Raw genomic sequence first — 25,360 nt, forward strand, 5'->3', positions numbered from 1 at the left:
CGCATTAAGTTGTCCAAGTAATCACCGCTTACTGTCTTAATTTAACGAAAAGTCCGGAATGGAAGTAGAATTAAGGTTGGCTTCTCTTTTCAAAAAGCATTCCTATCGTTTATAATTGAACAGACAGTAATCATGGGGAGAAAGATTATGAACATTTTTAAACCAACGTGGATGATTGAAAGAATTTACAATCTATCCGCTAAAGATTTAAAGGCCAAGGGGATCACCACCGTGTTAACCGACCTAGATAACACTTTAATTGCCTGGAACAATCCGGATGGCACGCCAGAATTAAAGCGGTGGATCAGTGAATTGAAACGGGAAGGTATTCGGGTAATTGTAGTTTCAAATAATAGCCACAGTCGGGTTTCCAAGGCGGTAGCTGGCTTTGGTTTAGAGTTTGATGCCCGAGCTTTAAAACCGTTAACGGTAGGTATTAAACGAGTTTTACGACAATATCGTCTAAAAAAGGCCGAGACCATCATGGTGGGAGACCAGCTCCTTACTGACATGGTAGCGGCCAATTTATCCGGAGTACGGGGAGTGCTAGTGAAGCCCTTAATTGAAACGGATGCTTGGAATACTAAGTTGAACCGTTTTTTAGAGCTATTCATTAAGCGGTCTTTGAAGAAAAAGTATCCGGAATTAGTTTGGCATAAGGAGTTATTATAAGAATGAACGAAGAAGAAATTCGGTGTATTGGGTGCGGGGCAACGTTACAAACGGAAGATGCTCAGCTTCCGGGGTACACGCCGGCGTCGGCCTTAAAAAAAGGTCTAGAAAGCGGACAATTATATTGTCAACGTTGCTTCCGGTTGCGTCATTATAATGAGATTGCACCAGTTAGCATTAGTGATGACGACTTTAGAAAGCTATTGAGTCAGATTAGTGATTCAGATTCGCTAGTGGTTTACGTGGTGGACATGTTTGACTTTAATGGTAGCTTAATTCCCGGACTGCACCGTTTTGTAGGGGACAATCCGGTTCTCTTAGTTGGTAATAAGGCGGATGTTTTCCCTAAATCGATCAAACGGCACCGGATGCGGGAATGGCTACGGCAACAAGCAAAGGCTAACGGAATTGAACCGGTAGACGTGATGATTACCAGTGCTAAACAACGTCCTGCGGTAGAACAATTGTTTGATAAGATTGAACAACTCCGCGATGGACGTGATGTTTACGTCGTAGGGGTTACCAACGTTGGTAAATCAACCTTAATTAACAGTTTGATTGCCTTACGCAACGGGATTAAAGACGTAATCACGACGTCCCGTTTTCCTGGAACTACGTTAGATCGGATTGAAATTCCATTTGACGATCACAGTAAAATGATTGATACACCGGGAATTGTGCATAACGATCAGATGGCACACGTGTTAACGGTGGAAGATCTTAAGTACATTTCGCCGAAAAAGACGATTAAACCGCGCGTTTATCAATTAGGTGATGAGCAAACTTTATTTGCGGGTGCTTTGGCGCGCTTTGACTACGAAAATTCAACGGGCTCAGTCACTGCCTATTTTGATAACAATCTAATGATTCATCGCACTAAGCTAGCTAATGCCGATCATTTTTATGAAAAACACGCTGGAGAACTTTTGACACCACCTGCGGCAGAAAATCTGGCCAATTTGCCTGAATTAGCACGCCACCATTTTAAGATTGAGGAAGATAGTGACGTGGTCTTTGAAGGTTTAGGCTGGATTGCAGTTCCCGCGGGAAGCGTGGTTACCGCTTGGGCACCAAAGGGTATTTCAGTAGTAATCCGGCGGGCTCTAATCTAAGAACGAGGTACCATCGCTGGTAAGTAACTAAATAAAGGGAGTATTGATTTGAAATTAAGAGGAAAACAAAAACGTTATTTACGTGCTCAAGCACACCATCTCCGACCCGTTTTTTCGGTTGGTAAAAACGGACTGACCAAGAGTTGGCTTGCTCAATTAGGCGGTGCGTTAGATAACCACGAATTATTAAAGATTAATTTACAGCAAAATACCGACGTAACGACTGCCGAGGTTAAGGAGTTTATTGAACAGCAAACCGACATCCAAGTCGTCCAAACGATCGGTCACGTTTTGGTTTTGTTTAAAGTTTCTGCAGACCCAGATAAAAGAGAGATTTCAGAAAACGTTCAAAAGATATAATGGTAAGGTGATTAATATTGATTTCGACAAAGTCAAAAAGTGTTTCGGGAGTTCAAGTAGAGGTGGTTGAAGAACCACTAACACAAGCAAAGGGCAAGAAAATTGGCATTTTAGGCGGAACGTTTAATCCGCCGCACCTCGCGCATTTAATGATTGCAGAACAGGTGGCTAGCCAATTAGGATTGGATAAAATTCTGTTTGTCCCAGATTATCTGCCACCTCACGTGGATAAAAAAGAAGCGATTGCTGCGGAGCACCGGGTTGAAATGGTTCGCTTGGCAATTCAGGGGAACCCTAACTTTGATTTAGATTTAATCGAAATTAATCGCGGGGGGACCAGTTATTCTTACGATACGGTCAAGGCATTAAAAGAAATGCACCCCGAAAACGACTACTACTTTATTATCGGTGGTGACATGGTCAACTACTTGCCAACTTGGCACGAAATCGATAAATTAGCCCGCATGGTTCATTTTGTGGGGGTCGATCGGCCAGAGTACGAGCGAGATGCGAAGTATCCGATTATTTGGGTTGACACTCCCCATTTTGATTTAAGTTCAACCATGATTAGGGAAAAGGTTAATAAAGGGTGCTCAATTAAATATTTAGTACCCGATGCTGTAGAAGATTATATAAGGGAGCATCATTTATATGAGTAAAGTAGAGTTGACTTACGAAAGTAATTATATTCCGATGAACCGAGAAGAATTGGTTGCGGCGGTACAAAAAAGCGTTCAAGGTCCCCGATTTGACCACATCTTACGCGTAGAACAAAAGGCCATTGAGTTAGCAAAACAAAATGACGCTGACGTGGAAAAAGCTAGTATTGCGGCTTTATTGCACGATTATGCTAAAAATCGGCCTGATAGTGAATTTATTGGTTACATTAATAAATTACAACTGGACCCAATTTTGTTAGATTATGGTAACGCGATTTGGCACGGAGTTGTCGGAGCAGAAATTGTCAAAAACGAATTAAAAATTCAAGATGAAGAAATCTTAAATGCAATTCGGCGACACACGGTTGGAGCACCATACATGACTTTAATTGACCAAATTGTCTTTATGGCCGATTATATTGAAGACGGCCGGGATTTTGACGGGGTGCAACAAGCGCGCATCATTACGGAACAAAGTTTACCAAAGGGCGTTGCGCTTCAGATGAAGAATACGCTGGCTTATTTAGTAGCCAACAACCGCCCGGTATTCCCCGCCACCATTGACAGTTACAACGCGTGGATTGCAAAACTTAACGACTAAGGAGAATGAAAGTGGATAACAAACAAAGCTTAGAATTAGTAGTAAAAGCAGCCGATAGTAAGCGTGCTGAGGGAATTATTGCCTTAGATGTACACGAAATTAGCACTTTGGCGGACTATTTCGTGATTACTAGCGCGGACTCAAATCGACAAGTAGCAGCGATTGCAGACGCAATTATTGAAAAAGCAAAAGAAAACGACGTAGAAATTCGTCGAATTGAAGGTTACCGGGCGGCCGAATGGATCCTCATTGACCTAGGTGACATCGTAATTAACGTTTTCCAAACTGACCAACGGAAGTTTTATAACTTGGAAAAGTTATGGTCAGAAGCTAAGAACGTAGAAATTGCGGATTGGATTACTGAATAATGATTTACCAGAGTTTTGCGGTACTTTATGACCAGTTGTTTGATGAAGAACAGTACCAAAATTGGTTTGAATATACCAAACAACAAGTTGATTTGAATCAAACCCACGAATGGCTAGAGTTAGCTTGTGGAGCCGGGCGCCTGGCGGTTAAGTTGGCAAAACAACGCCAAAAGGTGACCGGTTTTGATTTATCAAGTGAAATGTTGGCTTTGGCGGAACAACACGCGTATTCTGCAAAAGTTCCGTTAGAACTGGTCCAGGGGAATATGCTTGATTTAGCGGAATTACCCACCTATGACGTGATTTCTTGCTACGCCGATTCGTTTTGCTACTTAGCAAACGAAATTGAGTTATTGACGGCCTTTACGCAAGTGCATAACCACTTAAAGGAAGGTGGTCAATTTATTTTTGACGTGATTACTCCTTACCAAACGGGAGAAGTATATCCGGGATACATGTTTAATTATCAAGACGACCAGCAGGCTTTTCTTTGGACCAGCTATGCCGGCGAAGATCAATACCATGTTGAACATGATCTAACCTTCTTTACTAAGCAAGATCCAACGTCAGAGGCGTTTTACCGGACGGAAGAGACCCATTTTGAACGAACTTACGAATTATATACGTATGTTGGTTTATTACAGAAAGTGGGCTTTTCTGTGGTGAAGTACTTTGCAGATTTTGGTAACGCGCCGGTAGAGGAACAGACTACGCGCTGGTTTTTTAGCTGCAGGAGGTAGTAGAATGCAGGCTTGTGCGGTAATTGCGGAGTTTAATCCGTTTCATAATGGACACCAGTACTTGCTGAAAACGGCTCGGAAAACTTCCCAAGCCGACGTGATGATCGTGATAATGAGCGGCAATTTCGTGCAACGGGGAGAGCCGGCCTTAATAAACAAGTGGGAACGGGCAGCCGTGGCCTTGCAAAGTGGTGCCGATTTAGTAGTGGAAATGCCCACTGAGTACGCTGTGGCAGCCGCGCGGGATTTTGCCCAAGCGGGAGTTCAGATTGCCCAGTGGCTTCGAGCGGATGCGTTAGCATTTGGGTGTGAGACCCCTGGATTAGATTTTCAAGCACAAAGTCGGTTACTTGACCGGACTTTTAGCGAGCAAGATTATAATCAAAGTTTCGCCAGTCAGCTGTTTGCGGAAAGTTCGTTAAGCCGGTCTAACGATATTTTAGGGGTTAACTATGCTTATTGGCAGTTGCGGCTAGCACCTAAATTAACTTTATTGCCTGTGGAACGGTTGCAAGCGGGGCACCTAGACCAAGAAATCAAGGGCACGATTGCCAGCGCGACAGCCATTCGTCAGTCAATTCAACGGAATGATGCTCAGTATCAACAAGCGGTACCTGACCGAATGAAAAAGGTGTTAGAACGTCAAAAGCCGGTTGATTGGCAAGCATTTTGGCCCTTTTTAGAGTACCGGTTAAAAACAACTTCTGCTAAAGAATTACGCCAAATCCGCGGAATTAACGAAGGCATTGAAAATCGGATCCTTGCCCAAGCGGCACAAAGTAGTTCCTTTATGGAATTAATGACGAATTTAAAAACCAAGCGGTATAGCTATACTAGTTTACAGCGCAAATTAACCGCTATTTTATTAAACCTGCGGGTACTGAGTCCGTTGCAAAAGACTCGTCTGCTGGCGGTTAATGCTCAGGGGCAAGCCTATTTGCGGGAACACGATTTTCGTGAAGTGCTGATGACTAAGGTAACGAAAGCGGATTTTACTGCCAGTTATCAGCTAACTAAGCGCGCGGATGAGCTATATCAAATGGTGGCGCCTTACGAATGGGGAAGGACGCCGATTTTAGAAAAGAATGTCAAGGAAAAAACGTTGACAAAGAAATCCTAGATGGTATAATTATTTCTGTTGCATTGGAGGTTCACTATGGAATGGTATTTTACAGAATTGCGTAAGCATAAAGAACCGTTTCAGTTCGATGAGACAATGGATTTGGAACAATCTTTAATCGAACGCTTTCCAGATGTAGTTTTAAAATGCTCACCAATCAATTTTAAAGGCACCGTGACAAACGACCGGGATTCAGTTATGATTGATGCTGAGATCAGTTGTGATTTAACGGTTCCGTCGTCGCGTTCCTTAACACCTGTTCACTTAAAGCTTGATTTTTTTGTCAATGAAATTTACGTGGATAGTGCTAGTTTGATTGACACGTTCCCACAAGAAGAAGTGGTCATGTTAGTCAAGGATGACGTAATCGATGTCGATAAGTTGGTTGAAGACAACGTAGTTTTACAGGTTCCCATGCAGGTTTTAACCCCTGATGAAGAACAGAAGGGCACTATGCCTTCTGGTGCAGAATGGCAAGTGGTTTCGGAAGTAGCAGCGGAGTCGGAGCAAGATAAACAAGTTGATCCACGCCTTGCAAAGTTAAAAGATTTATTGAAAGATAATTCTGATCAGTAAGGCTTTAAATTAAGCGGGAGACCGTAATTCTCTTAAAGGAGGTGCTCATTGATGGCTGTTCCAGCAAGAAGAACATCAAAGACACGTAAGCGTAATCGTCGTGGACACATTAAGTTAACTACTCCAGGTTTGGCACCATGCCCAAACTGTGGTGAATTACGAGTTTCACATCGTGTTTGCCCAAGTTGTGGTTACTACAACGGCAAACAAGTTATTGACGTGAAAGCTAACTAATGATTAAAAAGCAACAAAAGGAGCCTAGGTCCTTTTGTTGCTTTTTTGTTTTAAACTTCTTTAATCAAAGTGATTTTTTTGGTAGTATTAATTCGACAGAGTCGTTGTCAAAGAGGAGGAATAGCAACATGGATAAACCACAAATTGGGGTCATTGGAATGGCCGTAATGGGAAAAAATCTCGCGTTGAACATTGAAAGCCGCGGATACACGGTTGCCATCTACAACCGGACGGCTGCTAAAACAAAACAAGTAATGGAAGATCATAGTGATAAGAAGTTAGTTCCTTCTTACACGATTGAAGATTTTGTTAATTCACTTGAAAAACCTCGTCGCATTATGATGATGGTTAAGGCTGGTAAGCCAACTGACGCAGTGATTGCTGAACTCTTGCCGCTTTTGGATAAGGGTGACGTGTTAATCGACGGTGGCAACACCTACTTTGAAGACACAATGCGCCGTAACAAGCAACTTGATGAATCTGGAATCAACTTTATCGGTACCGGAGTTTCTGGTGGTGAATTAGGGGCGTTACAAGGTCCTTCAATGATGCCAGGTGGTCAAAAGGAAGCTTACGACCTTGTTGCACCAATTTTTGAGCAAATTGCTGCAAAAGCTAAAGATGGTGAACCTTGCGTAACGTACATTGGGCCTAATGGGGCTGGTCATTACGTAAAGATGGTCCACAATGGAATTGAATACGGTGACGAACAGTTAATCGACGAAAGTTACGACTTAATGCGTAAAATGGTTGGTCTTTCTGTTGAAGAAATTGCTGACATCTTTGCAGAATGGAATAAGGGTGAATTGGATAGTTACCTAATTGATATTACTGCAGATATCTTAACCCGGAAAGACGATCTTGGCAGCGACAAACCAATTGTTGACATGATCATGGACAAGGGTGGTAACAAGGGAACTGGTAAGTGGAGTTCTCAAAATGCCCTTGAATTAGGGGTTCCACAATCATTGATTACGGAATCAGTTTATGCGCGTTACATCTCGGTTCTAAAAGACGAACGGGTTGCTGCAAGCAAAGAATTGACTGGTCCTAATCCAAAACTCGATGTGGACAAGCAGGAAATCGTTGAAAAGATTCGCCAAGCGCTTTACTTCAGTAAGATTATGAGCTACGCACAAGGATTTGAACAAATGCGGGTAGCTTCTAAGCACTACGACTGGAACCTTAACTTTGGTGAGATTGCTAAGATTTGGCGTGCTGGTTGCATTATCCGTGCCCAATTCTTGCAAAACATCACCGATGCATTTGACAAGAATCCGGAACTAAGCAACTTATTGATGGATGATTATTTCCAAGAAATTGCAAAGAAGTACCAAGATGCAGTTCGCGAAGTAGTTGCCCTTGCTGTTAAAGCAGGTATCCCGGTTCCCGCATTTTCAGCTGCGGTTGCTTACTACGACTCTTATCGCTCAGAAGTACTTCCCGCAAACTTATTACAAGCACAACGGGACTACTTCGGTGCACATACCTACGAACGGGTTGACCGTGACGGCATTTTCCATTACTCATGGTATGAAGAACAATAGACTTAGATAATTAAAAAGGACTGTCCGCGAGCCTTGACTTAGATATCCTTGAAGATTGGGAGTAAAAAGTTGGGGAATTTGCGAGCAGTAACTGGAAATCGATCGTTATGCCTCAATTGGGCATAAGGGTCGATTTTTGGTTAAGCGGGAAAAACTAATTTACGGCGCACGTTGTGATTTCATTAAAATTATCGCACAAATGTTTTTAGTCGCTGCTTAATTTTTGGGTCGGTTTTGAATAGGTGTATTCGCTATTGCGACGGCCAGAAATAAAAATGCATACCTCCAATAAAAACGCTTGTCAGCAACTTAGAGAACTGCTAGGCAAAGCCAGTTGACAATGTTAAAATTTAGAAGTATAGAGATTAAAATAATTTAATTTTGGAGCGGAAAAAATGAGTAAAATTTTGATAATTGAAGATGAAAAGAGTTTGGCTCGCTTTGTAGAGCTAGAACTACAACATGAAGGATACGAAACCGAAGTCCAAGGAAATGGTCGGACCGGTTTAGAAGCCGCCCTTTCAGAAGACTTTGACGCGATTTTATTGGACTTAATGTTGCCTGAAATTAACGGGATTGAAGTTTGTCGCCGGATTCGCCGGGAAAAGATTACCCCGATTATTATGATGACGGCACGCGATTCAATTATTGACCGGGTGTCCGGATTAGACCACGGTGCCGATGATTACATCGTTAAACCATTTGCCATCGAAGAATTGTTAGCTCGTTTGCGTGCGGTTCTTCGGCGGGTTGACCTCGAAGAACAGGATACTTCTTTCCACCAAACGACTGTAGAATTTAAAGACATCGTTATTGAAAAGGAAAATCGGGTCGTTAAGCGAAATAACGAGGTAATCAATTTAACCAAACGTGAATATGAACTCTTGCTACTTTTAATGGAGAACGTAAACGTGGTTCAGTCCCGGGAAACTTTGTTGAGTAAGGTTTGGGGTTTGGAAGATGGCGTGGAAACCAATGTAGTGGACGTTTACATCCGGTATTTACGGAATAAAATTGACGTGGCAGGGCAGCCTAGCTACATCCAAACGGTTCGGGGCACCGGCTACGTGATGAGGACCTAAGATGTTGAAGCAAGCAATTCGTAATCAACGGGTTTCCCTAAAATGGAAATGGGCGATCGGCACCGGTGTCGGAGTTTTGGTAATTTTTGGCCTGTTTTCATTTTTCTTGTTTAAAATTTTAACCGGCTCACTTTACTCCGTAGAACGGCATAACGTTGAAAATACAATTAGTCAGGTTAACGACCGGCTCCGCAGTGCTCAGGTTATCAATTATCAAACTACCAATATTTTTCGGCCTAATTTTAACGAAAAGTCTACGGAGCACCAACACCGGGTTTTTGACGATAATTTGCTAGCTAATTTGACGCGTAAGGATTTGGCAGTGACCGTATATGATTTAAAGGGGAAAACCGTTTTTTCTAACCAGCGAAATCCGTTGCAAATGAAAAAAGTCAGCCACCGGGTGGTTAAGCACCAAAAGTACCACGGGCAAAAAATTATTGTGGGGCAGGCTCCCATCATTAACCGAAATAAGCAAAAAATTGGCTATGTGGAAGTTGTCAACCTGCTTAGGGACTACGGACGCAATTACCACCGCTTAATTTGGTTGTTTGGGTTGACCTCGCTGCTGGTCTTTATGATTATTTCGATTTTCGGGTATGGCTTAGCGTCCTACCTGCTCCGGCCAATGCGCTCCATTAACGTCACGATGCGGGAATTAGAAAAGGATCCGCAAACGGAATCTCGGGTGCCGGTTTTGAACACTAATGATGAATTGGAGGACTTAAGTCAACAATTTAATAGCATGATTGATCGGATGCAACGCTATATTGACCAACAGCGACAGTTTGTTGAGGATGTTTCTCACGAATTGCGGACCCCCGTTGCCGTGGTGGAAGGCCACTTAAAGATGCTTAAACGATGGGGGAAAGACGATCCGCAGGTACTGGAAGAATCGATTGAGTCTTCATTGGAAGAAACTCAGCGCATGAAGAGTTTGGTCAGTGAAATGCTGGACTTAACGCGCGCAGACCAAATCGAAATTAATTACCCAAATGAAAAGACCAACGTGGCTCGGCTCGTCAACCAAGTTTTTAACGACTTTAAGATGATCCATCCGGAGTTTCAGTTTACGATGGACAACGAGTTGATTGGGGAGCCGATTGTACAAATTTATCGTAATCATTTGGAACAGATTCTGGTGATTTTACTAGATAATGCCGTAAAATACTCTCGAGAACGTAAGGAAATTCACTTATCGATTGCCAACACTAAGCAATTTGTTGAAATTGCGGTGCAAGACTTTGGCGAGGGGATCTCCGAAAAGGATTTAAAGCTTGTCTTTAACCGGTTTTACCGGATCGATAAGGCTCGAAGCCGGGATCAAGGCGGCAACGGCCTAGGACTGTCCATTGCTAAAAAACTGATTGAGGAATACCACGGAACGATTTCGTTAGAAAGTTCGGTGGGATCGGGTTCAGTATTTAAAATTGAATTGCCAATCCTACAAAACCCGGGCTACGACCAAAATTATTAAAAATGACGAACTAAGCACTTTTCCAGGATTTTACTAAAATCCTGGAAGGGTGCTTTTTTGTTGCAGTTTTTGGCTTTAATGAACCAACTAAGGGAACCTTGCGGGTAACTAAACCGCAAAATAGACCTGGAGTTTTGCAATCGAATAGCTGTGCCAACGATATTGTAAGCGTTATCAAACGGTCGCAGTATATAAACCATAGAAACGTTTCTAAGTCTTTTAAAAAACGGGTTAGATTTGATTGAGGAGTTGAAGAGTATGGGTGAACAAGTAACCCCAAAAATGGATTGTAAGACGTTTTCGTTGGTTTTAGTTGCGGGAACGGCGTCTTATTTGGACTCTAGTTTGCTAGTTAGTTTGGGAGTAGCTTTACCAATTTGGACTCGAATTATGCACTTAAGCCCGTTGTTATCCGGGTTAATTTCGACCTTGTTAACTTTGATGGTAGCGCTGGGTGCCGTAGTTGGTGGATGGCTAGCCGATCGGTTTGGTCGAGTCCGTGTGTTTAATTTAGATATTTTATTCGTGGCGGTGGGGGCAATCATTATTGCATTCGCCCCTAATTTACCAATTTTGCTAACGGGAACCATCGTTGCGGGAATAGCTTCGGGGGCGGACTTGCCCACCTCGTTAGCCGTAATTTCAGAACGAACTTCTGACTCAATGTATGGCCGAGCAATTACGATTACCCAAATCTTTTGGACGGTTGGCATTTTGTTATCGCAATTTTTAGGATTTTTAACTTCGGCAATGACGGTCGGTTCGGTGCGGGTAATCTTTAGCGTAATTGCTTTAGTTGCCCTGGTCAATTGGTCAGTTCGGGTCTTTTCTCCAAAATTTAAAAGAGTGGAAGATTCGTTGGTGGACGACCAAAAAGCGAATTTTAATTCGCAGAATGGTCAGCAACGGGTTAAACTAGGCGAAATTCTAAAGAATCCGGCTTACTTAAAGATTCTAGTGGCGTTAACGATGTTTTATTTATTTTGGAACCTGCCTGCTAATACGTGGGGTTCTTTCGTAAATTACTTTTTGGTGACGGTTTCGCACCGCACCCAAGCATTTGCAACCTTGGTTGCCTTAATTGCTAATGTATTTAATCTGGCATCGAATTCGATTTACGTGAAGGTTGCGGACACCAAGTACCGGTATCCAGTAATGGAAGGAGCTATTTTAATTGGGGCGGTATCTTTTTTCTGTGCGGGAGTTTGGAGCGACGTTTGGTGGGCCTTTGCAATTGCGTACGTTTGTTATTCCGCTACAAACACTTTGTGTGGCGAACCAATTTATAAAATTTGGACCCAGACGTTCTATCCGGTAGAAGTTCGCGCTTCAATTACCGGCTTTTCATATGGATTCGTGCGGGTATGCACGGCAATTTTTTCGCTTTTTACACCGACGTTAATGGCGTGGTCAGTACAAAATTTTTTATGGATAATTTTTGCTTGTGCGTTAATTTCAGGTGTCTTCGCAATTGGGATTGTTCAAATGCTACGACGCCGGAAAACGCGTTAGAAGGGAGATAAAATGAATCAAACTTATTGGATCTGGTATCCTGGAGATTTTGCAATTCACCAAGGAATGCTACAGAACTTTTCTCGTGAAGAACGGGGGATGCAATGGCCGGCATACTGGTACTTAGAGGATTGTTACCGGAACGTGAAGTTTTTAAAAACTTACCAGCTTAAAAACGCAACTAGTTTTATGGTGCGTAGCCATCAACCGGGATACGTAACGGTCAATGAACAGAAGTATTCGTTAAACGAACCAATTAATTTAACTGCAGGGGAACAGCAAATTGTTATCTACGTATTTAGTGCTAAAGACTTACCCTGTGTATACGTTGCGGGAGCGGAAATTTATTCCGATGCTAGTTGGGTTGCAAGTAATTATATTCAAGAGCGTCCAGTCGGGTGGAGTGCAATGTTTACTAGCAACACGGATGATCCTAATCAAATCCCATATCGATGTCGAGAAACTTTTCCAAAGCAAATTGTTGAGCGAGCAGGCGGAAAGTTAATTGATTTTGGTAGGGAAATTAATGCCACCGTTCGTTTTACTAAATTAAGCCACCCGATCCAAGTTTGCTATGGAGAGTCAGTAGCCGAAGCTTTAGATACCGTTAACTGTTATTATCAGCAACGCGATGTAAGGGAAAATGAAGAACTGCCTAAACGGGCGTTCCGTTACCTATTTATTCCAGACTATCCCGATGGACAACTAGAAGCTGTAGCGACTCAAATCGACTTACCAATGCAAAATCACGGCATTTTTAAATCGGACGACCCTTTGCTTAACCAAATTTGGCAAGTTTCGTTACGCACTTTCAAACTATGCAGCGATCTTTTCTTTATCGATGGCATTAAACGGGACCGCTGGATCTGGGGCGGAGATGCTTACCAAGATAACTTTATTAACCAATATTCCTTTTTTAACGAAGAGGTTGACCGACGAACCATTTTAGCGTTACGTGGCCATGACGAGGTTCGCCAGCACATTAATACCATCGTTGATTATTCGCTGTTGTGGATTATTAGCATTTACAACCATTACGAAATGTCTGGGGATCGTGATTTTTTGCAAATGATTATGCCCCGGATGGAGAAGATGATGGATTACTTACTAGCACAAACCAATTCCCTGGGCTTCATTATTGGCCGACCACAAGACTGGATCTTTGTGGATTGGTCGCCAATTGATAAAGAAGGACCGGTTGCTGCTGAACAGATGTTTTTATTGCAAGCGTTAAAAGCAATGACGGTAACTAAGAAGGTCTTGGGAAAAACCGCGGATGCTCAGCATTATCAGCAACGTTTTGACCAATTAAAACAAAATGTCTGGAAGTATTTTTGGGATGAAGCAAGCGGGGCGTTTATTGATAGTTATGAATCTAAACGGAGGCATGTAACTCGCCATGCTAATATTTTAGCGGTCCTTTTTGCGGTGGCCGATCACAGACAGCAGCAGTTAATTTTGGAACGCGTCCTCTTAAATGATCGGGTTAAGGCATTAACCACCCCGTACTTTAAATTTTTTGAACAAGACGCTTTGTGTAAGCTAGGACAATATGACCAAGTGTATCAAACCATTAAAGAATACTGGGGAGCAATGGTTGAAAAGGGGGCCACCACCGTTTGGGAAGAGTATGATCCGCAGGTATCGGGGGATGCCCAGTACGCAATGTATGGCGACCCTTTCGGAAAAAGTCTTTGTCATGCTTGGGGAGCAAGTCCAGTTTATCTACTGGGGCGCTATTTCTTTGGATTACGCCCCACCCAAGCGGGTTACGCAACTTTTGAAATCCAATCCCACCTAGCTTATTTTCAAAAATTACACGGCCAGTTGCCAATTAAAGACGGCCTCGTCCATTTTAAAGTAAACCGTGGTCAACTGACCATCACGTGCGATCGTAATGGGGGAACGGTAATTAGCCAAGGCAAACGAATTCCGTTGCTGGCCAATCAGCCCGTAGTAATTCCCATTGCGTGACGGAGGATTGCTAGCAAAAAAGGGGGGTTAAGGGGATTCTTAAAAGCTATTTGGTTAGTTTGGCTTTAATAGAGCCAAAGTCAGCTTGTTCCGTTTAACCAAAAAGGACCGTTATGCCCGAATCGGCATAACGGTCCCTTTTCAATTAATGCTTGCGAACTACCTGACTTCTTTTAAACATCCCATTAGTGATGATGCCGTTGTTTTCCAGCATTCCGCTGGTGATTAACGTTCTTTTTGGTTGAATTAGTAGTAGTCTTTGTCTTTGTGGTTTCAGTTTGCGGAGCAGTTTCGGTTGGCTTAGCTGCGTCCGAAGCGTCTGCATTATCCAAATCTACTGGACCAGCTGGTTTAATAATCTTTGGAGGATTCTTTTTCATCTCTTCATGAATTTGAGCCCGGATACGCGGACGGTAGAAGTTGATTAGTAATGTTTGGATACATGCGAATACTCCACCAACCGCAAAGTAAAGTCCTAACCCAGCAGGCGTAGAGAAGGTGAAGAACAAAATCATTAACGGACTAATGACCATCATTGACCGCATCGTCTTGCGTTGTTCTTCAGGAACCCCAAGTGTTCCAAGCCAGCCTTGCAGGAGGTAAACCAAGAATGAAATTATGGACAATAACAAACTTGATTTGGAAAGGTCAATTCCTAAGAAAATTCCCTGGTGCAATTCAGGAGAATATTGAATTGCGGCGTATAAAGCAGCAAATACTGGGAATTGAATTAACAGTGGCAAGCAACCGATCCCGCCAGTCATGCTAATGTTGTTATCCCGGTATAAAGCCATCATTTCTTGGCTGACCGCAGCTTTTTCTTCCGGCGTTTTAGCAGTTTGATTACGCTCTTGGAGTACTTTTAGCTGAGGTTGGATGTAAGACATCTTTTCTTGTTGAACGGTTGCCTTACGGGACTGGTTAACCATCAGTGGTAATAAAATCAACCGAACTACAAAGGTGATTAAGATGATTGCTAAACCATAACTCCCGCCAACTAAATGGGAGAGGTAGTCCATGAAGTGTTGCATTGGAACTGCTAAATTGTCATAGATAAAGCCATAAGGGCGGCCATGGCTGTCGCGTTGAACACAACCGCTTAAGACCAGTCCTAGCCCGGCAATTAAACTAATTGTCGAGATTCGTTTTATTTTTTTCATAATCTGCGTATGGTTCCCTTCTTACTTATAAATACTAGAAATACACAAGGGTAACTATACTTGATTTTGCCCGCTTTTTCAACGTACTTTAGTATTTAACTAAAAACTCGCGAGCCTGAAACGATGGAATTTCCTTGACTACTAATTTATCCACCCGCCCAGAAGGAGAAGGAGATGCTTTAACCCCTTGAATAAATTGCTTTAAGATCTCATTTGGTCCTTGAGCCTCAATTTCTACCGAACCGTCGAGGCTATTTTTGACCCAACCGGTAATTTTCAGTTGATCCGCAAGGTGTTTGGTCATAAAACGAAAACCGACTCCCTGAACGCGGCCGACCACGTGCATATGAACTGCTTGCATAACGTTCATCCCTTTCGTCGTTAACTTACAACTATAATTTTATCATTTTCAACTAGCTAAGCTAGTTATTAGCACGTATATCAATTTGCCAAGCTTAATGATAATATAAAAATGGCGTAAGTGTGTTATACTTACAATTGGTAAGGAGATTAGATAATGTTAGAAAAGATTTCTTCTGTAAAAAATTCCAAGGTAAAGGAATGGGTAAAGCTAAAGACTAATAATGGTCGCAAGAAGTACCGCCGTTTCTTTTTAGAAGGGCGTCATCCGGTAGAAACGGCGCTCGTTGAAGAACGTCAGTACGAGTATTTAATTGTGGAGGAGGGATTTGACCTAGCAAGCTTAGAAGCTAACGTTGACGAAGATAAGTTAATTGTGGTTACTAAAGAAGTGTCTAAGCACATTGCCGATACGGTACATGAGCAGGGAATCTTTTTGATTGGTTACGTGGAGGATGCGGTTTACGAAATGCCTAATGACACGACGGGGCAATGGCTGTTGTTAGATAACGTCCAAGATCCTGGAAACATTGGGACAATGGTGCGAACTGCTGACGCGGCCGGATTTACTGGCGTGATTTTTGGGAGCGGAACCGCTGACTTTTACAATCCGAAGATTCTACGGGCTATGCAAGGCAGCCAGTACCATTTACAATTAAAGCGGCTTAACCTACAAAAGTGGATTGAGGCTTGCCATCAAGCTCATCAAGCCGTTTACGGTTCTATTTTAGACGAGCACGCCCAAAGTTACCGAGACATCGATGCTCCAAAAGATTTTTCCTTAATCATGGGTAACGAGGGGAACGGGATGAGCCCTGAATTAGTTAAGGCTACCGATTGCAACCTTTACATTCCCATCAAGGGGAATGCTGAGTCCTTGAACGTGGCCGTAGCGGCGGGAGTTTTAATGTTTGGTTTAGTTAGTTAAGGTTTGGTTACATTTTCGGTTAATTTGCGTAAATGGCTTGATTAAAAAAAGTTTGCAGTTAATATTAGAGTAACTAACTAGCCAAAAGGAGCTTTAGATGAAGGTATTGGATTGGGAAAATGATGCACAATATTTAGATTTAGTCGGCGATTTACTTGAAACAGACGAAGTACAACGATTGAAAAACTATACGCAGCATCATAACGGAACCCGGTTGGATCATTGTATCCGGGTATCCTATGAAAGTTATTTATTGGCAAAAAAATTCCATTTAGACGTTCGCTCCACAGCGCGGGCGGGATTATTGCACGATCTGTTTTACTATGATTGGCGGACAACCAAGTTTACGCTTGGTACCCATGCATTTATCCATCCCCGGGTTGCTTTACGAAATGCCGAAAAAATTACTACTTTAAATGACAAAGAAAAAGACATTATTTTAAAGCATATGTGGGGAGCTACAATTGCTCGTCCTAAGTATGCAGAAAGCAGCATTGTCTCTCTTGTAGACGATGCCCAAGCAGTAAGTGAATATACGGACCACGTTCGGAAAAACTTGCGGCTTAAATTATTAGAGTATAAAAATAAAGTGATTAAGTTGATTTAGTTAAAGAGGTTTTTGATATGCAAAATGTACACCAAAAAACACCAACTGATTTTGAACTTTGTCCAAAGTTTGAACACCTATTTGATATTTTAGGAAAGAAATGGAACGGTTTGATTTTAGAAGTGCTGGCCAGTGCCGGTCCACAACGTTTTCGGGACCTATCACGTTCGGTAACGAAGTGCAGTGACCGGGTGTTGGTTGAGCGGTTAAAGAATTTGGAAGAAGAAGGATTGGTCGAACGATGTACCTATCAGGATTCTTCCTTAATTGAGTACCGCTTAACTGAAGAAGGCGAAGGACTCCGGCCAGTCTTAGAAGCCGCGCATAAATTTGCGGATTGTTGGTACTAATTGACTATTGACCTCGGCGAGGATTTTAGTTAAAGTAGCTAAGTGAATACAATATCAAGCTAGAAGAGTAGTAGCCGGTTGAGATTAGTAGCCAGAGAAGAAGGGAAAGCTGAGAACCTTCGATACTAGTTGCGGTGAATTCGCTTCATTTTAGAATAGGCGGGTCGGCCACCCTTATGGGGCTAACCAAGTGTGCAAGTAATTGCAAACAAGGGTGGTACCGCGTTTAAAACGTCCCTTTTTTAGGGGGCGTTTTTTCTTTGCAGAAAGGTGGAAAGATTATGGGTTTACAGGACAAGTTAAAAGAACTAGAAGAAAAGGGCCTACAAGAAATTAAGGTCACGGATGAGTTATCAAAGTTAAATAAAATCCGGGTTAACTTATTAGGAAAAAAGGGACCGTTGACGGAAATCTTACGGGGGATGCGCGATTTAAGTAAGGAAGAACGGCCTAAAGTGGGCCAATACGCTAACCAAATTCGTGATAACTTAAAGGAACAAATTGAAGCTCGAAAGGCGGAGTTAGAACAAGCAGCCCTCGACCGGCAATTAGCTAGCGAAACACTTGACGTAACTTTGCCAGGTTCACCCGTTCGCCAGGGCCAACCGCACGTTATCCAACAAATCATTGATAACTTGGAAGACCTCTTCTTAGGAATGGGTTACCAGATTGTGGAAGGTCCCGAAGTGGAATTGGATCGCTACAACTTTGAGATGTTAAATTTGCCTAAGGACCATCCGGCACGCGATATGCAGGATACTTTTTACCTCACTGACGAAGTCTTAATGCGTTCGCAAACTTCTCCAGTACAAGCCCGGACAATGGAAAAGCATGACTTTAGTAAGGAACCGCTAAAAATGATTTCTCCAGGCGTGGTTTACCGGCGGGATACGGACGATGCAACTCATTCGCATCAATTCCACCAAATTGAAGGATTGGTAATTGATAAAAACATTACCATGGGTGATTTGAAGGGGACATTGATTACGATGGCAAAGGAACTATTTGGCGATCGTTTTGAAGTTCGCCTGCGTCCTAGTTACTTCCCATTCACCGAACCATCGGTAGAAGCAGACGTAACGTGCTTTAACTGCATGGGCAAGGGTTGTTCAGTTTGCAAAAATACCGGTTGGATTGAAGTGCTCGGTGCCGGAATGGTTCATCCTAACGTGCTTAAGATGGCCGGCGTCGATCCTGAAGAATACGGTGGGTTTGCCTTTGGATTAGGTCCCGACCGATTTGCAATGTTGCGTTATGGAGTTGACGACATTCGGAACTTCTATTTAAACGACGTAAGATTTTTATCCCAGTTTGACAAGCGAGGTTAGTTAACAATGAAACTTTCATATCAATGGTTATCCAAGTACTTGGATTTAAGCAACATCGAACCGCAAGATTTAGCTGAAAAAATTGAGCGGACTGCCGTGGAAGTCGATTCGGTTACGCGGTTAGATTATAAATTAAAGAAAATTGTGGTGGGCCACACTTTGGAAGTGGTTGATCACCCAGATTCAGACCACTTACATATTTGCCAAGTTGACGTTGGCGAAGAAGAACCAATCCAAATTGTTTGTGGTGCGCCTAACATTGCTGCGGATCAAGACGTCATCGTGGCGTTACACGGTTCACGAATTAAAGACAACGTTAAAATCAAACGCAGTAAAATGCGGGGTGTCCCTTCAAACGGAATGATTTGCGCATTGCAAGAAATTGGTTTTCCGGATAGCGTGGTTCCTAAGAAGTACGTAGATGGCATTTACGTTTTCCCAGCTGATAGTAACGTTCATCCTGGTGATTCTGTCATGGAAGTTTTAGGGATGAATGATGACGTCATCGATACTTCTGTAACTCCTAACCGGGGGGACATGTTCAGTATGAACGGAAACGCGCATGAAATCGCGGCCATTTTAGACCAAACGGCTCAGTTTGAGGCGGTTCCCGAAGTAACCAGCGTGATGGATGCAAAACTAAGTGACCAAATTAAAGTTGAGATTGCTGATGATCAACTTGCTCCGGTATATAAAATGCGTGGTATTGACCAAGTAAAGGTAACTGACAGCCCATTTTGGCTCCAAACCCTTTTAATGAAGGTCGGTATTCGACCAATCAATAACGTAGTGGACGTTACTAACTACGTAATGTTGAAGTATGGTCAACCATTGCATGCATACGACCTCGACCAATTGCAAGGTAAGACGGTGGGCGTTGCTAAAGCTGAAGCGGACACCTCATTTACCACCCTTGATGGCGAAGAACGACAGCTCCGTGACGAAGATTTAGTAGTAACTGCAGATGGCCAACCAATTGCCTTAGCAGGGGTAATGGGCGGCTTGACTTCGGAAGTGGAACCTACTACCAGTCGGGTTGTGCTAGAAGCAGCTATTTTTGATCCGATCAAGGTTCGTAAGACCGCTCGTTTCCATAACTTGCACAGCGAAGCTTCGATGCGGTTTGAACGGGGAATTGATTACGGTGCCGTAACGGATGCGTTGAACGAGGCAGTTGCCTTGATTAATGAATTTGGTAAGGGCCAAGCCTATCCGGATGAAGTCGTGGGCGCTGCAACCACTAAAGAACCAGCCAAGGTAGCAATTACGTTGGCTAAAATTAACCGGGTGTTGGGAACTACTCTAACGATTAGTGAAGTCGAAGCAATTTTTGCACGGCTTGGTTTTGCCGTAACCACTGATGAAAATGCGGAAACGTTTGAAGTAACCGTGCCAGTACGCCGCTGGGACATTCATTTACAAGCTGATCTTCTAGAAGAAATCGCCCGGATTTACGGTTATGATAACTTGCCTGTAACGCTACCAACCGGAGCTCCAACGGTGGGTCAATTAACCGAAAAGCAAAAAATCATGCGGAATTCACGGCAGATTTTAGAAGGGCTTGGTTTAACTCAAGCAATGAGTTATGGCTTAACTACGGTTGCCAAGAGTCAAAACTTCTTAAAGCAAACGACTGAACCAGTTAAGGTAGCTTGGCCAATGACCTTGGATCACGAAGCTTTACGGATGAATTTAGTTAGTGGGCTGTTAGACGACGTTGCTTACAATCACGCGCGCTTTGTTGACGACGTGGCGCTATATGAACAAGGGCGGGTCTTTTATTCAGTTGAAGGACAAGCTCAACCGCGAGAAGTGGAACATTTAGCAGGAGCAATTACCGGATCCTTACAAGCAACGACTTGGAACCAACCGCAACAAAACGTTTCCTTCTTTGATGCCAAGGGAATTGTAGAAAAGTACCTCCAAAACATGGCGTTAGAAGGCCAGATTAAATACGTTGCTGACCAAGATCGCAAGGGAATGCACCCGGGTAGAACTGCGGACATTTACTTAGACGATCAGCTTATTGGATTTGTTGGTCAAGTTCACCCAACTACTGCGCAAGAATACAAGATCAACGAAACGTACGTATTTGAATTGAACTTAAGTAAAATTATTGATGCACCAAAGCAAATGCAACATTACGAAGTGATTTCCAAATATCCAGCAATTACCCGTGACGTGGCATTACTAGTGGCTGAAGAGGTTACTAACGAACAAGTATTGGACGTTATTCAAGGTACCAAGCAAAAATACCTAACGGACGTTAAATTATTTGACGTTTATGCTGGAAATCATTTAGATGCGGGAACTAAATCGCTCGCCTACCAATTGACCTATCAAGATCGAAATGCTACTTTACAAGAGGATACCGTTAACCAGGAATTTGCGAAGGTAGTTGAACAATTAGAAACCCAATTAGGAGCAACAATTCGCTAAGGATTACAACTTGGTGACTTTAATGCACATTAAGGGATAATTTTGTATAATTACCAGTATTGTAAACGATAGGAGAATGAAATCTTGAATAATAACAGCAACGATTCTAATCAAAGTCGGCGGAGGCGGACTGATAATAGTCACGCTAATAAAAACAGTCATCAAATTATCAAGTGGGTAATTAGTATTTTGGCGGTAGTAATTATTATTACTACCTTCATGGGCTACCGGTACTATAGCTCTTCACTTAAACCATTAAACCCGCAAAGTAATAAACAGATTGAAGTGAACATTCCTATTGGTTCAACCGCCCGGGAAGTTGGCTCAATCTTGGAGAAGAAGCAGGTGGTTAAAAGCGGAGCCGTCTTTAACTATTACACGAAAAAGCAAAAGTTGAATAATTTTCAAGCTGGCTACTACGTTTTAAAGCCTTCGATGACTTTAAAGCAAATCGCTACTAAACTTGAAAAGGGCGGAGCGGCTGAACCAATTGCGCTAAACGGACCGCGGATCTTAATTAAAGAAGGCGAAAACATTGATCAAATTGCCAATTCAATCGCCAAAGATTCGAAATACTTTACTAAAAAAGACTTCTTGAAGCTGATGAAGGATGAAAGTTTCATTAAGCAGTTAGCTAAGAAGTATCCTAAGTTGTTAGGTTCTGCAATGGATGCGCAGGGCGTTCGTTACCGTTTGGAAGGTTATCTTTTCCCGGCTAATTATTCAGTTAGCAAGGATACCAGTCTAAAAGACGTGGTCACCCAAATGGTTGCAAAAGAAGATGCCGTACTCCAACCTTACTACGGCAAAATCAAGGAAAAGGGCTTAACTGTCCAACAAACCTTGAGCATTGCGTCCTTAGTAGAAATGGAAGGTAGTAAAGCTAGCGACCGGACTAAGATTGCGGGCGTATTTTTGAACCGGATTAAACAAGGTGAAACACTCGGTTCTGACGTTTCGACCCGATATGCCGTAAAGAAATCGGCTACGGAAAATCTAACTGCATCGGATTTAGCAAACCCAAGCCCATATAACACCCGGGTAAGCACCGGTTACATGCCTGGTCCGGTTGATAATCCAGGCGAAAACTCGATTTTGTCAGTAATTAATGCTGATACTAAAGATGGATACCTATACTTCTTTGCGGTAACTAAGAAGACTGGTGGCCATAAAGTTGGCGACGTCTTGTTCTATAAGGACTTTGATAAGTTTAATAATGACGTGGCAAAATACAATCCGGAAGGTAAATAGTGAGGAATTAGATTAATGAGTACGAAAAATAGTCCAATTATTATTGGGGTAACCGGAGGATCTGGAAGCGGGAAAACAACCGTTAGTAAGAAAATTCTTGAACAACTTGATGGACACTCAATTTCAATTATCCAACAGGATTCTTATTATAAGGATCAAGCGGGAATGACTATGGAAGAGCGGCGTGCGGTTAACTATGACCATCCGTTAGCTTTTGATTCAGATTTGTTGTATCAACATTTGAAAATGCTCAAACAGCGACAAGCGATTGACGTTCCGGTTTACGATTATACGATTTCAACCCGAAGTCCCGAGGTGATTCATCAGGAACCTACGGACGTGGTCATCTTAGAAGGAATTTTGATTTTAAGTGACGAACGCATTCGTGATATGCTGGATATCAAGGTTTACGTCGATACGGATGACGACATTCGGATTATTCGGCGTATTGAGCGAGATACCCAGGAACGGGGGCGCTCCCTAGAATCAATCATTACCCAGTATTTAACCGGGGTTAAACCGATGTATCATCAATTCATTGAACCAACTAAACGCTATGCTGATCTTATCGTTCCCGAAGGTGGGGAAAATAGCGTAGCAATTGATTTGTTAGTAACCAAAGTTCGCGATATTCTTGCACATGCAGGTCGCGACCGACAATATAATAAATAATTTTTGAGGTGAAAGAATGGCAGACGAAAAAAGATATCCAATGACTTTGGATGGTAAGCAAAAGTTAGAAGAAGAGTTAGAAACTTTAAAAACGGAAACTCGGCCACAAGTAATCGAACGGATTAAGATCGCCCGTAGCTTTGGAGATTTATCTGAAAACTCAGAATATGAATCAGCTAAGGACGAACAAAGCATGGTGGAAAGCCGAATTAACACGATTGAACACATGCTTCACTATGCTGAAATTATCGATGACGAAGCGATTGATAGTAACGAAGTTTCCCTAGGCCGGGTTGTAGAGTTCCAAGAACTTCCTGATGAAGAACCCGAAGAATACACCATCGTGGGTGCTGCTGAAGCAGATCCGATGTCTGGTAAGATTTCAAATGATTCACCAATTGCTAAGGGATTGTTAGGTAAGAAGGTTGGCGACGTAGTCACAATCGCTACACCAGGCGGCGATATGAAGGTAAAGATTTTGACTGTTAAGAGTGCGGAATAGTTTTTAAACTTTCAATATATCAATGATAAAAAAGGACTAGATCTTGAGGTGTTACTCAGATTTAGTCCTTTTTTATCATAGATCACTGGAAAATTGAATTATTTGTTTCATTCAGCGTTGTTAGTTTTCTTTAACTATAGTAACATTTAAAATGTTTGTTAATAATCACAGATACACTAAAAGGAGTGAAAAATGACTAAAGTAGAACGAAAATTACGCAATCATTGGTATTTAATTGTTATTATGCTAATCGGAACGCTAATTACCTTACCCCAACTGAATCATCAGGCGACTATTATAGGCGCAGACGGGCTATTTCATTTTAACCGATTTTATGACGTAGCAATGCAAATTAAAAATCATAATTTTTCGTATTTTATGCAATTATATGGTTTCTTGAATTCGGGTCGAATAGTAACTGCAGTGTATAGCCCGCTGATCACATACATATTTGGATTGATCCTTTTATTGTGCAACAGCTTTTATAAATTTGAAATCTTCACTCGCTTTGCTTTTTTTATTTTATCGGGGTTATCAATGAAATACGCACTGAAGATGGCCCAAATTAAGAATCAATTCATGATCCAATTAGTCTGCGTGGTTTATGCATTTAGTCCGGCAGTGATTAGGTGGGATGCTTCGCAAAACTTTACGAGTATTGGCGCAATGTTGATCCCGCTGGTAGCTGGGTGTGGGATGCGCATGATTAACAATCAAGCTAAACCAATTAACTGGGTTCAGTTAGGTGTGATTATGGCTATAGTTGTACAAACTCATTTAGCAACGGCGATGCAGTCTATTTTGTTACTGACTGTTTACGCAGCAGTGGCACTAATTGAGAATCCTGAGGGACGAAAAGAGCTTTTAAAAAACGGAATTTACGCTGCCTTGCTTTGTACGATTTTGTCGTTAAATGTCGTTGCAGGAATGTTGGAACTTTATCGTGGCAATTACATCATTCCGATCGTTCAATTTGATTTTGCCGACGGGCATGGTATTTACCACCTAACGCAGATTTTCTCCGGGCAGTGGGTTAATCTGTTCTTCGTGCTGATTGTTTTTACAACGTTAATCTGCTTTTTTAGAAAATTATCGTTAGCAATGCGGGTAACCGGGTTACTTTCCTTAACCTTGTTCCTTGTGGCAACCGGAATTTTTATTGATTGGCCGGCCGTAATGGATGCAGTACCGCTCCTACGGATTGTGTTACAGTTTCCTGCGCGTTTAGTAGCACCCGCTGCAGTGCTTTCACTAATTACTGTTGCTAGTATTGGCGATTTTCCAATGGCTATGGGATTTCTAAAATTGCTGAGGTATGGTTTAACATATTTACTGATCTTTTTCCTATTAGTAAACATGCGTTCTAACTTTCGCTATAATCGTAGCGCTAGTAGCAACGTACTTGAATCAGAACGAACTACGATTCCGCGAGTTAAGCAGACGTCAGCATTAGCTGAACACGTAACTATGTTAATGAAGCGACCGCTAAATCATGAAGATATCGAATACCTTACTAAATCCACTTCCGATTATATGCCATCAAACCAATTGATGGATAACGCTGCTTATGGAGAATATCAGAATAAAATCATTCTACCGTCTAAAAGTGGTGATTTCTAAAAACAAGTTGGGTACCACAAGATAATCGTGACTTGGAAAAGCAATGGAGGCGATGTTAATATCCCGGTGGCGTATTACAGAAACACTCGTTTTAAGTTGAATGGCAGTT

The 25,360-nt window shown here is 42.3% G+C and carries 26 protein-coding genes; 24 read left to right on the top strand and 2 right to left on the bottom strand.

Annotated features, from left to right (window positions below; genetic code table 11):
• The first annotated feature begins 147 nt into the window (after positions 1–147).
• From NL111_RS04095 to NL111_RS04165, 15 genes are all read left to right on the top strand, one after another.
• Positions 148–672, top strand: a complete 525-nt coding sequence (locus NL111_RS04095) for a YqeG family HAD IIIA-type phosphatase (RefSeq protein ID WP_002831387.1) — start codon at positions 148–150, stop codon at positions 670–672.
• Positions 673–674: 2 nt separating this feature from the next.
• Positions 675–1,784: a ribosome biogenesis GTPase YqeH gene (gene yqeH, locus NL111_RS04100; protein ID WP_285110529.1), complete on the top strand. Its 1,110-nt coding sequence runs from the start codon at positions 675–677 to the stop codon at positions 1,782–1,784.
• A gap of 48 nt (positions 1,785–1,832) precedes the next feature.
• Positions 1,833–2,144, top strand: coding sequence for a ribosome assembly RNA-binding protein YhbY (gene yhbY, locus NL111_RS04105; RefSeq protein WP_004165249.1), 312 nt, complete (start codon positions 1,833–1,835; stop codon positions 2,142–2,144).
• Between the two features lie 17 nt (positions 2,145–2,161).
• Positions 2,162–2,803: a nicotinate-nucleotide adenylyltransferase gene (locus tag NL111_RS04110; RefSeq protein ID WP_002831391.1), complete on the top strand. Its 642-nt coding sequence runs from the start codon at positions 2,162–2,164 to the stop codon at positions 2,801–2,803.
• Positions 2,796–3,404 (top strand): bis(5'-nucleosyl)-tetraphosphatase (symmetrical) YqeK, encoded by a 609-nt coding sequence (gene yqeK, locus NL111_RS04115; protein WP_004165682.1) that lies wholly within the window; start codon positions 2,796–2,798, stop codon positions 3,402–3,404. The genes NL111_RS04110 and yqeK overlap by 8 nt, the downstream gene beginning before the upstream one ends.
• A gap of 11 nt (positions 3,405–3,415) precedes the next feature.
• Positions 3,416–3,772 (top strand): ribosome silencing factor, encoded by a 357-nt coding sequence (gene rsfS, locus NL111_RS04120; RefSeq protein ID WP_002831393.1) that lies wholly within the window; start codon positions 3,416–3,418, stop codon positions 3,770–3,772.
• Positions 3,772–4,512: a class I SAM-dependent DNA methyltransferase gene (locus tag NL111_RS04125; protein ID WP_285110530.1), complete on the top strand. Its 741-nt coding sequence runs from the start codon at positions 3,772–3,774 to the stop codon at positions 4,510–4,512. The genes rsfS and NL111_RS04125 overlap by 1 nt, the downstream gene beginning before the upstream one ends.
• Before the next feature lie 4 nt (positions 4,513–4,516).
• Positions 4,517–5,632 carry a tRNA(Met) cytidine acetate ligase gene (locus tag NL111_RS04130; RefSeq protein ID WP_285110531.1) on the top strand — a complete coding sequence of 372 codons (1,116 nt, stop codon included), beginning with the start codon at positions 4,517–4,519 and terminating at the stop codon, positions 5,630–5,632.
• 36 nt (positions 5,633–5,668) lie between these two features.
• The gene (locus NL111_RS04135) at positions 5,669–6,208 is read left to right on the top strand and encodes a YceD family protein (RefSeq protein ID WP_002831396.1); all 540 of its coding nucleotides are present in this window, start codon (positions 5,669–5,671) and stop codon (positions 6,206–6,208) included.
• Positions 6,209–6,259: 51 nt separating this feature from the next.
• On the top strand, positions 6,260–6,442 hold the full coding sequence (gene rpmF, locus NL111_RS04140; RefSeq protein WP_002831400.1) for a 50S ribosomal protein L32: 183 nt from the start codon (positions 6,260–6,262) through the stop codon (positions 6,440–6,442).
• 128 nt (positions 6,443–6,570) lie between these two features.
• A complete protein-coding gene (gene gnd, locus NL111_RS04145) occupies positions 6,571–7,989 on the top strand; it encodes an NADP-dependent phosphogluconate dehydrogenase (RefSeq protein WP_002831401.1) in 1,419 nt (472 codons plus the stop codon).
• Between the two features lie 395 nt (positions 7,990–8,384).
• Complete coding sequence (locus tag NL111_RS04150; RefSeq protein WP_002831403.1) at positions 8,385–9,071, top strand: response regulator transcription factor; 687 nt, start codon at positions 8,385–8,387, stop codon at positions 9,069–9,071.
• A gap of 1 nt (position 9,072) precedes the next feature.
• Positions 9,073–10,548: a HAMP domain-containing sensor histidine kinase gene (locus NL111_RS04155; RefSeq protein WP_159210706.1), complete on the top strand. Its 1,476-nt coding sequence runs from the start codon at positions 9,073–9,075 to the stop codon at positions 10,546–10,548.
• A gap of 258 nt (positions 10,549–10,806) precedes the next feature.
• On the top strand, positions 10,807–12,060 hold the full coding sequence (locus tag NL111_RS04160) for an MFS transporter (protein WP_285110532.1): 1,254 nt from the start codon (positions 10,807–10,809) through the stop codon (positions 12,058–12,060).
• 12 nt (positions 12,061–12,072) lie between these two features.
• Positions 12,073–14,034 carry an alpha-L-rhamnosidase-related protein gene (locus NL111_RS04165; RefSeq protein ID WP_285110533.1) on the top strand — a complete coding sequence of 654 codons (1,962 nt, stop codon included), beginning with the start codon at positions 12,073–12,075 and terminating at the stop codon, positions 14,032–14,034.
• Positions 14,035–14,219: 185 nt separating this feature from the next.
• Here NL111_RS04165 and yidC read toward each other — a convergent pair whose 3' ends face one another.
• Together yidC and NL111_RS04175 are read right to left on the bottom strand one after the other, a co-directional pair.
• Entirely contained in the window at positions 14,220–15,194 is a 975-nt protein-coding gene (gene yidC, locus NL111_RS04170; protein ID WP_285110534.1) for a membrane protein insertase YidC, read from the bottom strand.
• 88 nt (positions 15,195–15,282) lie between these two features.
• A complete protein-coding gene (locus NL111_RS04175; RefSeq protein WP_002831410.1) occupies positions 15,283–15,555 on the bottom strand; it encodes an acylphosphatase in 273 nt (90 codons plus the stop codon).
• Positions 15,556–15,711: 156 nt separating this feature from the next.
• On the opposite strand from NL111_RS04175, the gene NL111_RS04180 reads away from it, so the two are divergent.
• From NL111_RS04180 to NL111_RS04220, 9 genes are all read left to right on the top strand, one after another.
• On the top strand, positions 15,712–16,482 hold the full coding sequence (locus NL111_RS04180; protein WP_002831411.1) for a TrmH family RNA methyltransferase: 771 nt from the start codon (positions 15,712–15,714) through the stop codon (positions 16,480–16,482).
• A gap of 97 nt (positions 16,483–16,579) precedes the next feature.
• A complete protein-coding gene (locus NL111_RS04185) occupies positions 16,580–17,089 on the top strand; it encodes an HD domain-containing protein (RefSeq protein WP_002831412.1) in 510 nt (169 codons plus the stop codon).
• 17 nt (positions 17,090–17,106) lie between these two features.
• Positions 17,107–17,439, top strand: a complete 333-nt coding sequence (locus NL111_RS04190) for a winged helix-turn-helix transcriptional regulator (protein WP_004165232.1) — start codon at positions 17,107–17,109, stop codon at positions 17,437–17,439.
• 281 nt (positions 17,440–17,720) lie between these two features.
• Positions 17,721–18,767, top strand: coding sequence for a phenylalanine--tRNA ligase subunit alpha (pheS, locus tag NL111_RS04195; protein WP_285110535.1), 1,047 nt, complete (start codon positions 17,721–17,723; stop codon positions 18,765–18,767).
• 6 nt (positions 18,768–18,773) lie between these two features.
• Positions 18,774–21,206, top strand: a complete 2,433-nt coding sequence (pheT, locus tag NL111_RS04200) for a phenylalanine--tRNA ligase subunit beta (RefSeq protein WP_285110536.1) — start codon at positions 18,774–18,776, stop codon at positions 21,204–21,206.
• 84 nt (positions 21,207–21,290) lie between these two features.
• On the top strand, positions 21,291–22,457 hold the full coding sequence (gene mltG, locus NL111_RS04205; protein WP_002831418.1) for an endolytic transglycosylase MltG: 1,167 nt from the start codon (positions 21,291–21,293) through the stop codon (positions 22,455–22,457).
• Between the two features lie 15 nt (positions 22,458–22,472).
• Positions 22,473–23,129, top strand: coding sequence for a uridine kinase (udk, locus tag NL111_RS04210; protein WP_002831419.1), 657 nt, complete (start codon positions 22,473–22,475; stop codon positions 23,127–23,129).
• A 16-nt stretch (positions 23,130–23,145) separates the two neighbouring features.
• Complete coding sequence (greA, locus tag NL111_RS04215) at positions 23,146–23,631, top strand: transcription elongation factor GreA (RefSeq protein ID WP_002831420.1); 486 nt, start codon at positions 23,146–23,148, stop codon at positions 23,629–23,631.
• Between the two features lie 192 nt (positions 23,632–23,823).
• A complete protein-coding gene (locus NL111_RS04220) occupies positions 23,824–25,251 on the top strand; it encodes a putative glycosyltransferase family protein (protein WP_285110537.1) in 1,428 nt (475 codons plus the stop codon).
• Positions 25,252–25,360 lie beyond the last annotated feature (109 nt).

Source organism: Pediococcus sp. AC40 (assembly GCF_030252485.1).
GTDB classification, from domain to species: domain Bacteria; phylum Bacillota; class Bacilli; order Lactobacillales; family Lactobacillaceae; genus Pediococcus; species Pediococcus acidilactici.

Excerpts from the sequence above, each read along its gene's own strand:
- NL111_RS04095 (WP_002831387.1), top strand. The coding sequence starts at position 148 with ATGAACATTTTTAAACCAACGTGGATGATTGAAAGAATTTACAATCTA.
- yqeH (WP_285110529.1), top strand. The coding sequence starts at position 675 with ATGAACGAAGAAGAAATTCGGTGTATTGGGTGCGGGGCAACGTTACAA.
- yqeK (WP_004165682.1), top strand. The coding sequence starts at position 2,796 with ATGAGTAAAGTAGAGTTGACTTACGAAAGTAATTATATTCCGATGAAC.
- NL111_RS04125 (WP_285110530.1), top strand. The coding sequence starts at position 3,772 with ATGATTTACCAGAGTTTTGCGGTACTTTATGACCAGTTGTTTGATGAA.
- NL111_RS04130 (WP_285110531.1), top strand. The coding sequence starts at position 4,517 with ATGCAGGCTTGTGCGGTAATTGCGGAGTTTAATCCGTTTCATAATGGA.
- NL111_RS04135 (WP_002831396.1), top strand. The coding sequence starts at position 5,669 with ATGGAATGGTATTTTACAGAATTGCGTAAGCATAAAGAACCGTTTCAG.
- rpmF (WP_002831400.1), top strand. The coding sequence starts at position 6,260 with ATGGCTGTTCCAGCAAGAAGAACATCAAAGACACGTAAGCGTAATCGT.
- gnd (WP_002831401.1), top strand. The coding sequence starts at position 6,571 with ATGGATAAACCACAAATTGGGGTCATTGGAATGGCCGTAATGGGAAAA.
- NL111_RS04150 (WP_002831403.1), top strand. The coding sequence starts at position 8,385 with ATGAGTAAAATTTTGATAATTGAAGATGAAAAGAGTTTGGCTCGCTTT.
- NL111_RS04155 (WP_159210706.1), top strand. The coding sequence starts at position 9,073 with ATGTTGAAGCAAGCAATTCGTAATCAACGGGTTTCCCTAAAATGGAAA.
- NL111_RS04160 (WP_285110532.1), top strand. The coding sequence starts at position 10,807 with ATGGGTGAACAAGTAACCCCAAAAATGGATTGTAAGACGTTTTCGTTG.
- NL111_RS04165 (WP_285110533.1), top strand. The coding sequence starts at position 12,073 with ATGAATCAAACTTATTGGATCTGGTATCCTGGAGATTTTGCAATTCAC.
- yidC (WP_285110534.1), bottom strand. The coding sequence starts at position 15,194 with ATGAAAAAAATAAAACGAATCTCGACAATTAGTTTAATTGCCGGGCTA.
- NL111_RS04175 (WP_002831410.1), bottom strand. The coding sequence starts at position 15,555 with ATGCAAGCAGTTCATATGCACGTGGTCGGCCGCGTTCAGGGAGTCGGT.
- NL111_RS04180 (WP_002831411.1), top strand. The coding sequence starts at position 15,712 with ATGTTAGAAAAGATTTCTTCTGTAAAAAATTCCAAGGTAAAGGAATGG.
- NL111_RS04185 (WP_002831412.1), top strand. The coding sequence starts at position 16,580 with ATGAAGGTATTGGATTGGGAAAATGATGCACAATATTTAGATTTAGTC.
- NL111_RS04190 (WP_004165232.1), top strand. The coding sequence starts at position 17,107 with ATGCAAAATGTACACCAAAAAACACCAACTGATTTTGAACTTTGTCCA.
- pheS (WP_285110535.1), top strand. The coding sequence starts at position 17,721 with ATGGGTTTACAGGACAAGTTAAAAGAACTAGAAGAAAAGGGCCTACAA.
- pheT (WP_285110536.1), top strand. The coding sequence starts at position 18,774 with ATGAAACTTTCATATCAATGGTTATCCAAGTACTTGGATTTAAGCAAC.
- udk (WP_002831419.1), top strand. The coding sequence starts at position 22,473 with ATGAGTACGAAAAATAGTCCAATTATTATTGGGGTAACCGGAGGATCT.
- greA (WP_002831420.1), top strand. The coding sequence starts at position 23,146 with ATGGCAGACGAAAAAAGATATCCAATGACTTTGGATGGTAAGCAAAAG.
- NL111_RS04220 (WP_285110537.1), top strand. The coding sequence starts at position 23,824 with ATGACTAAAGTAGAACGAAAATTACGCAATCATTGGTATTTAATTGTT.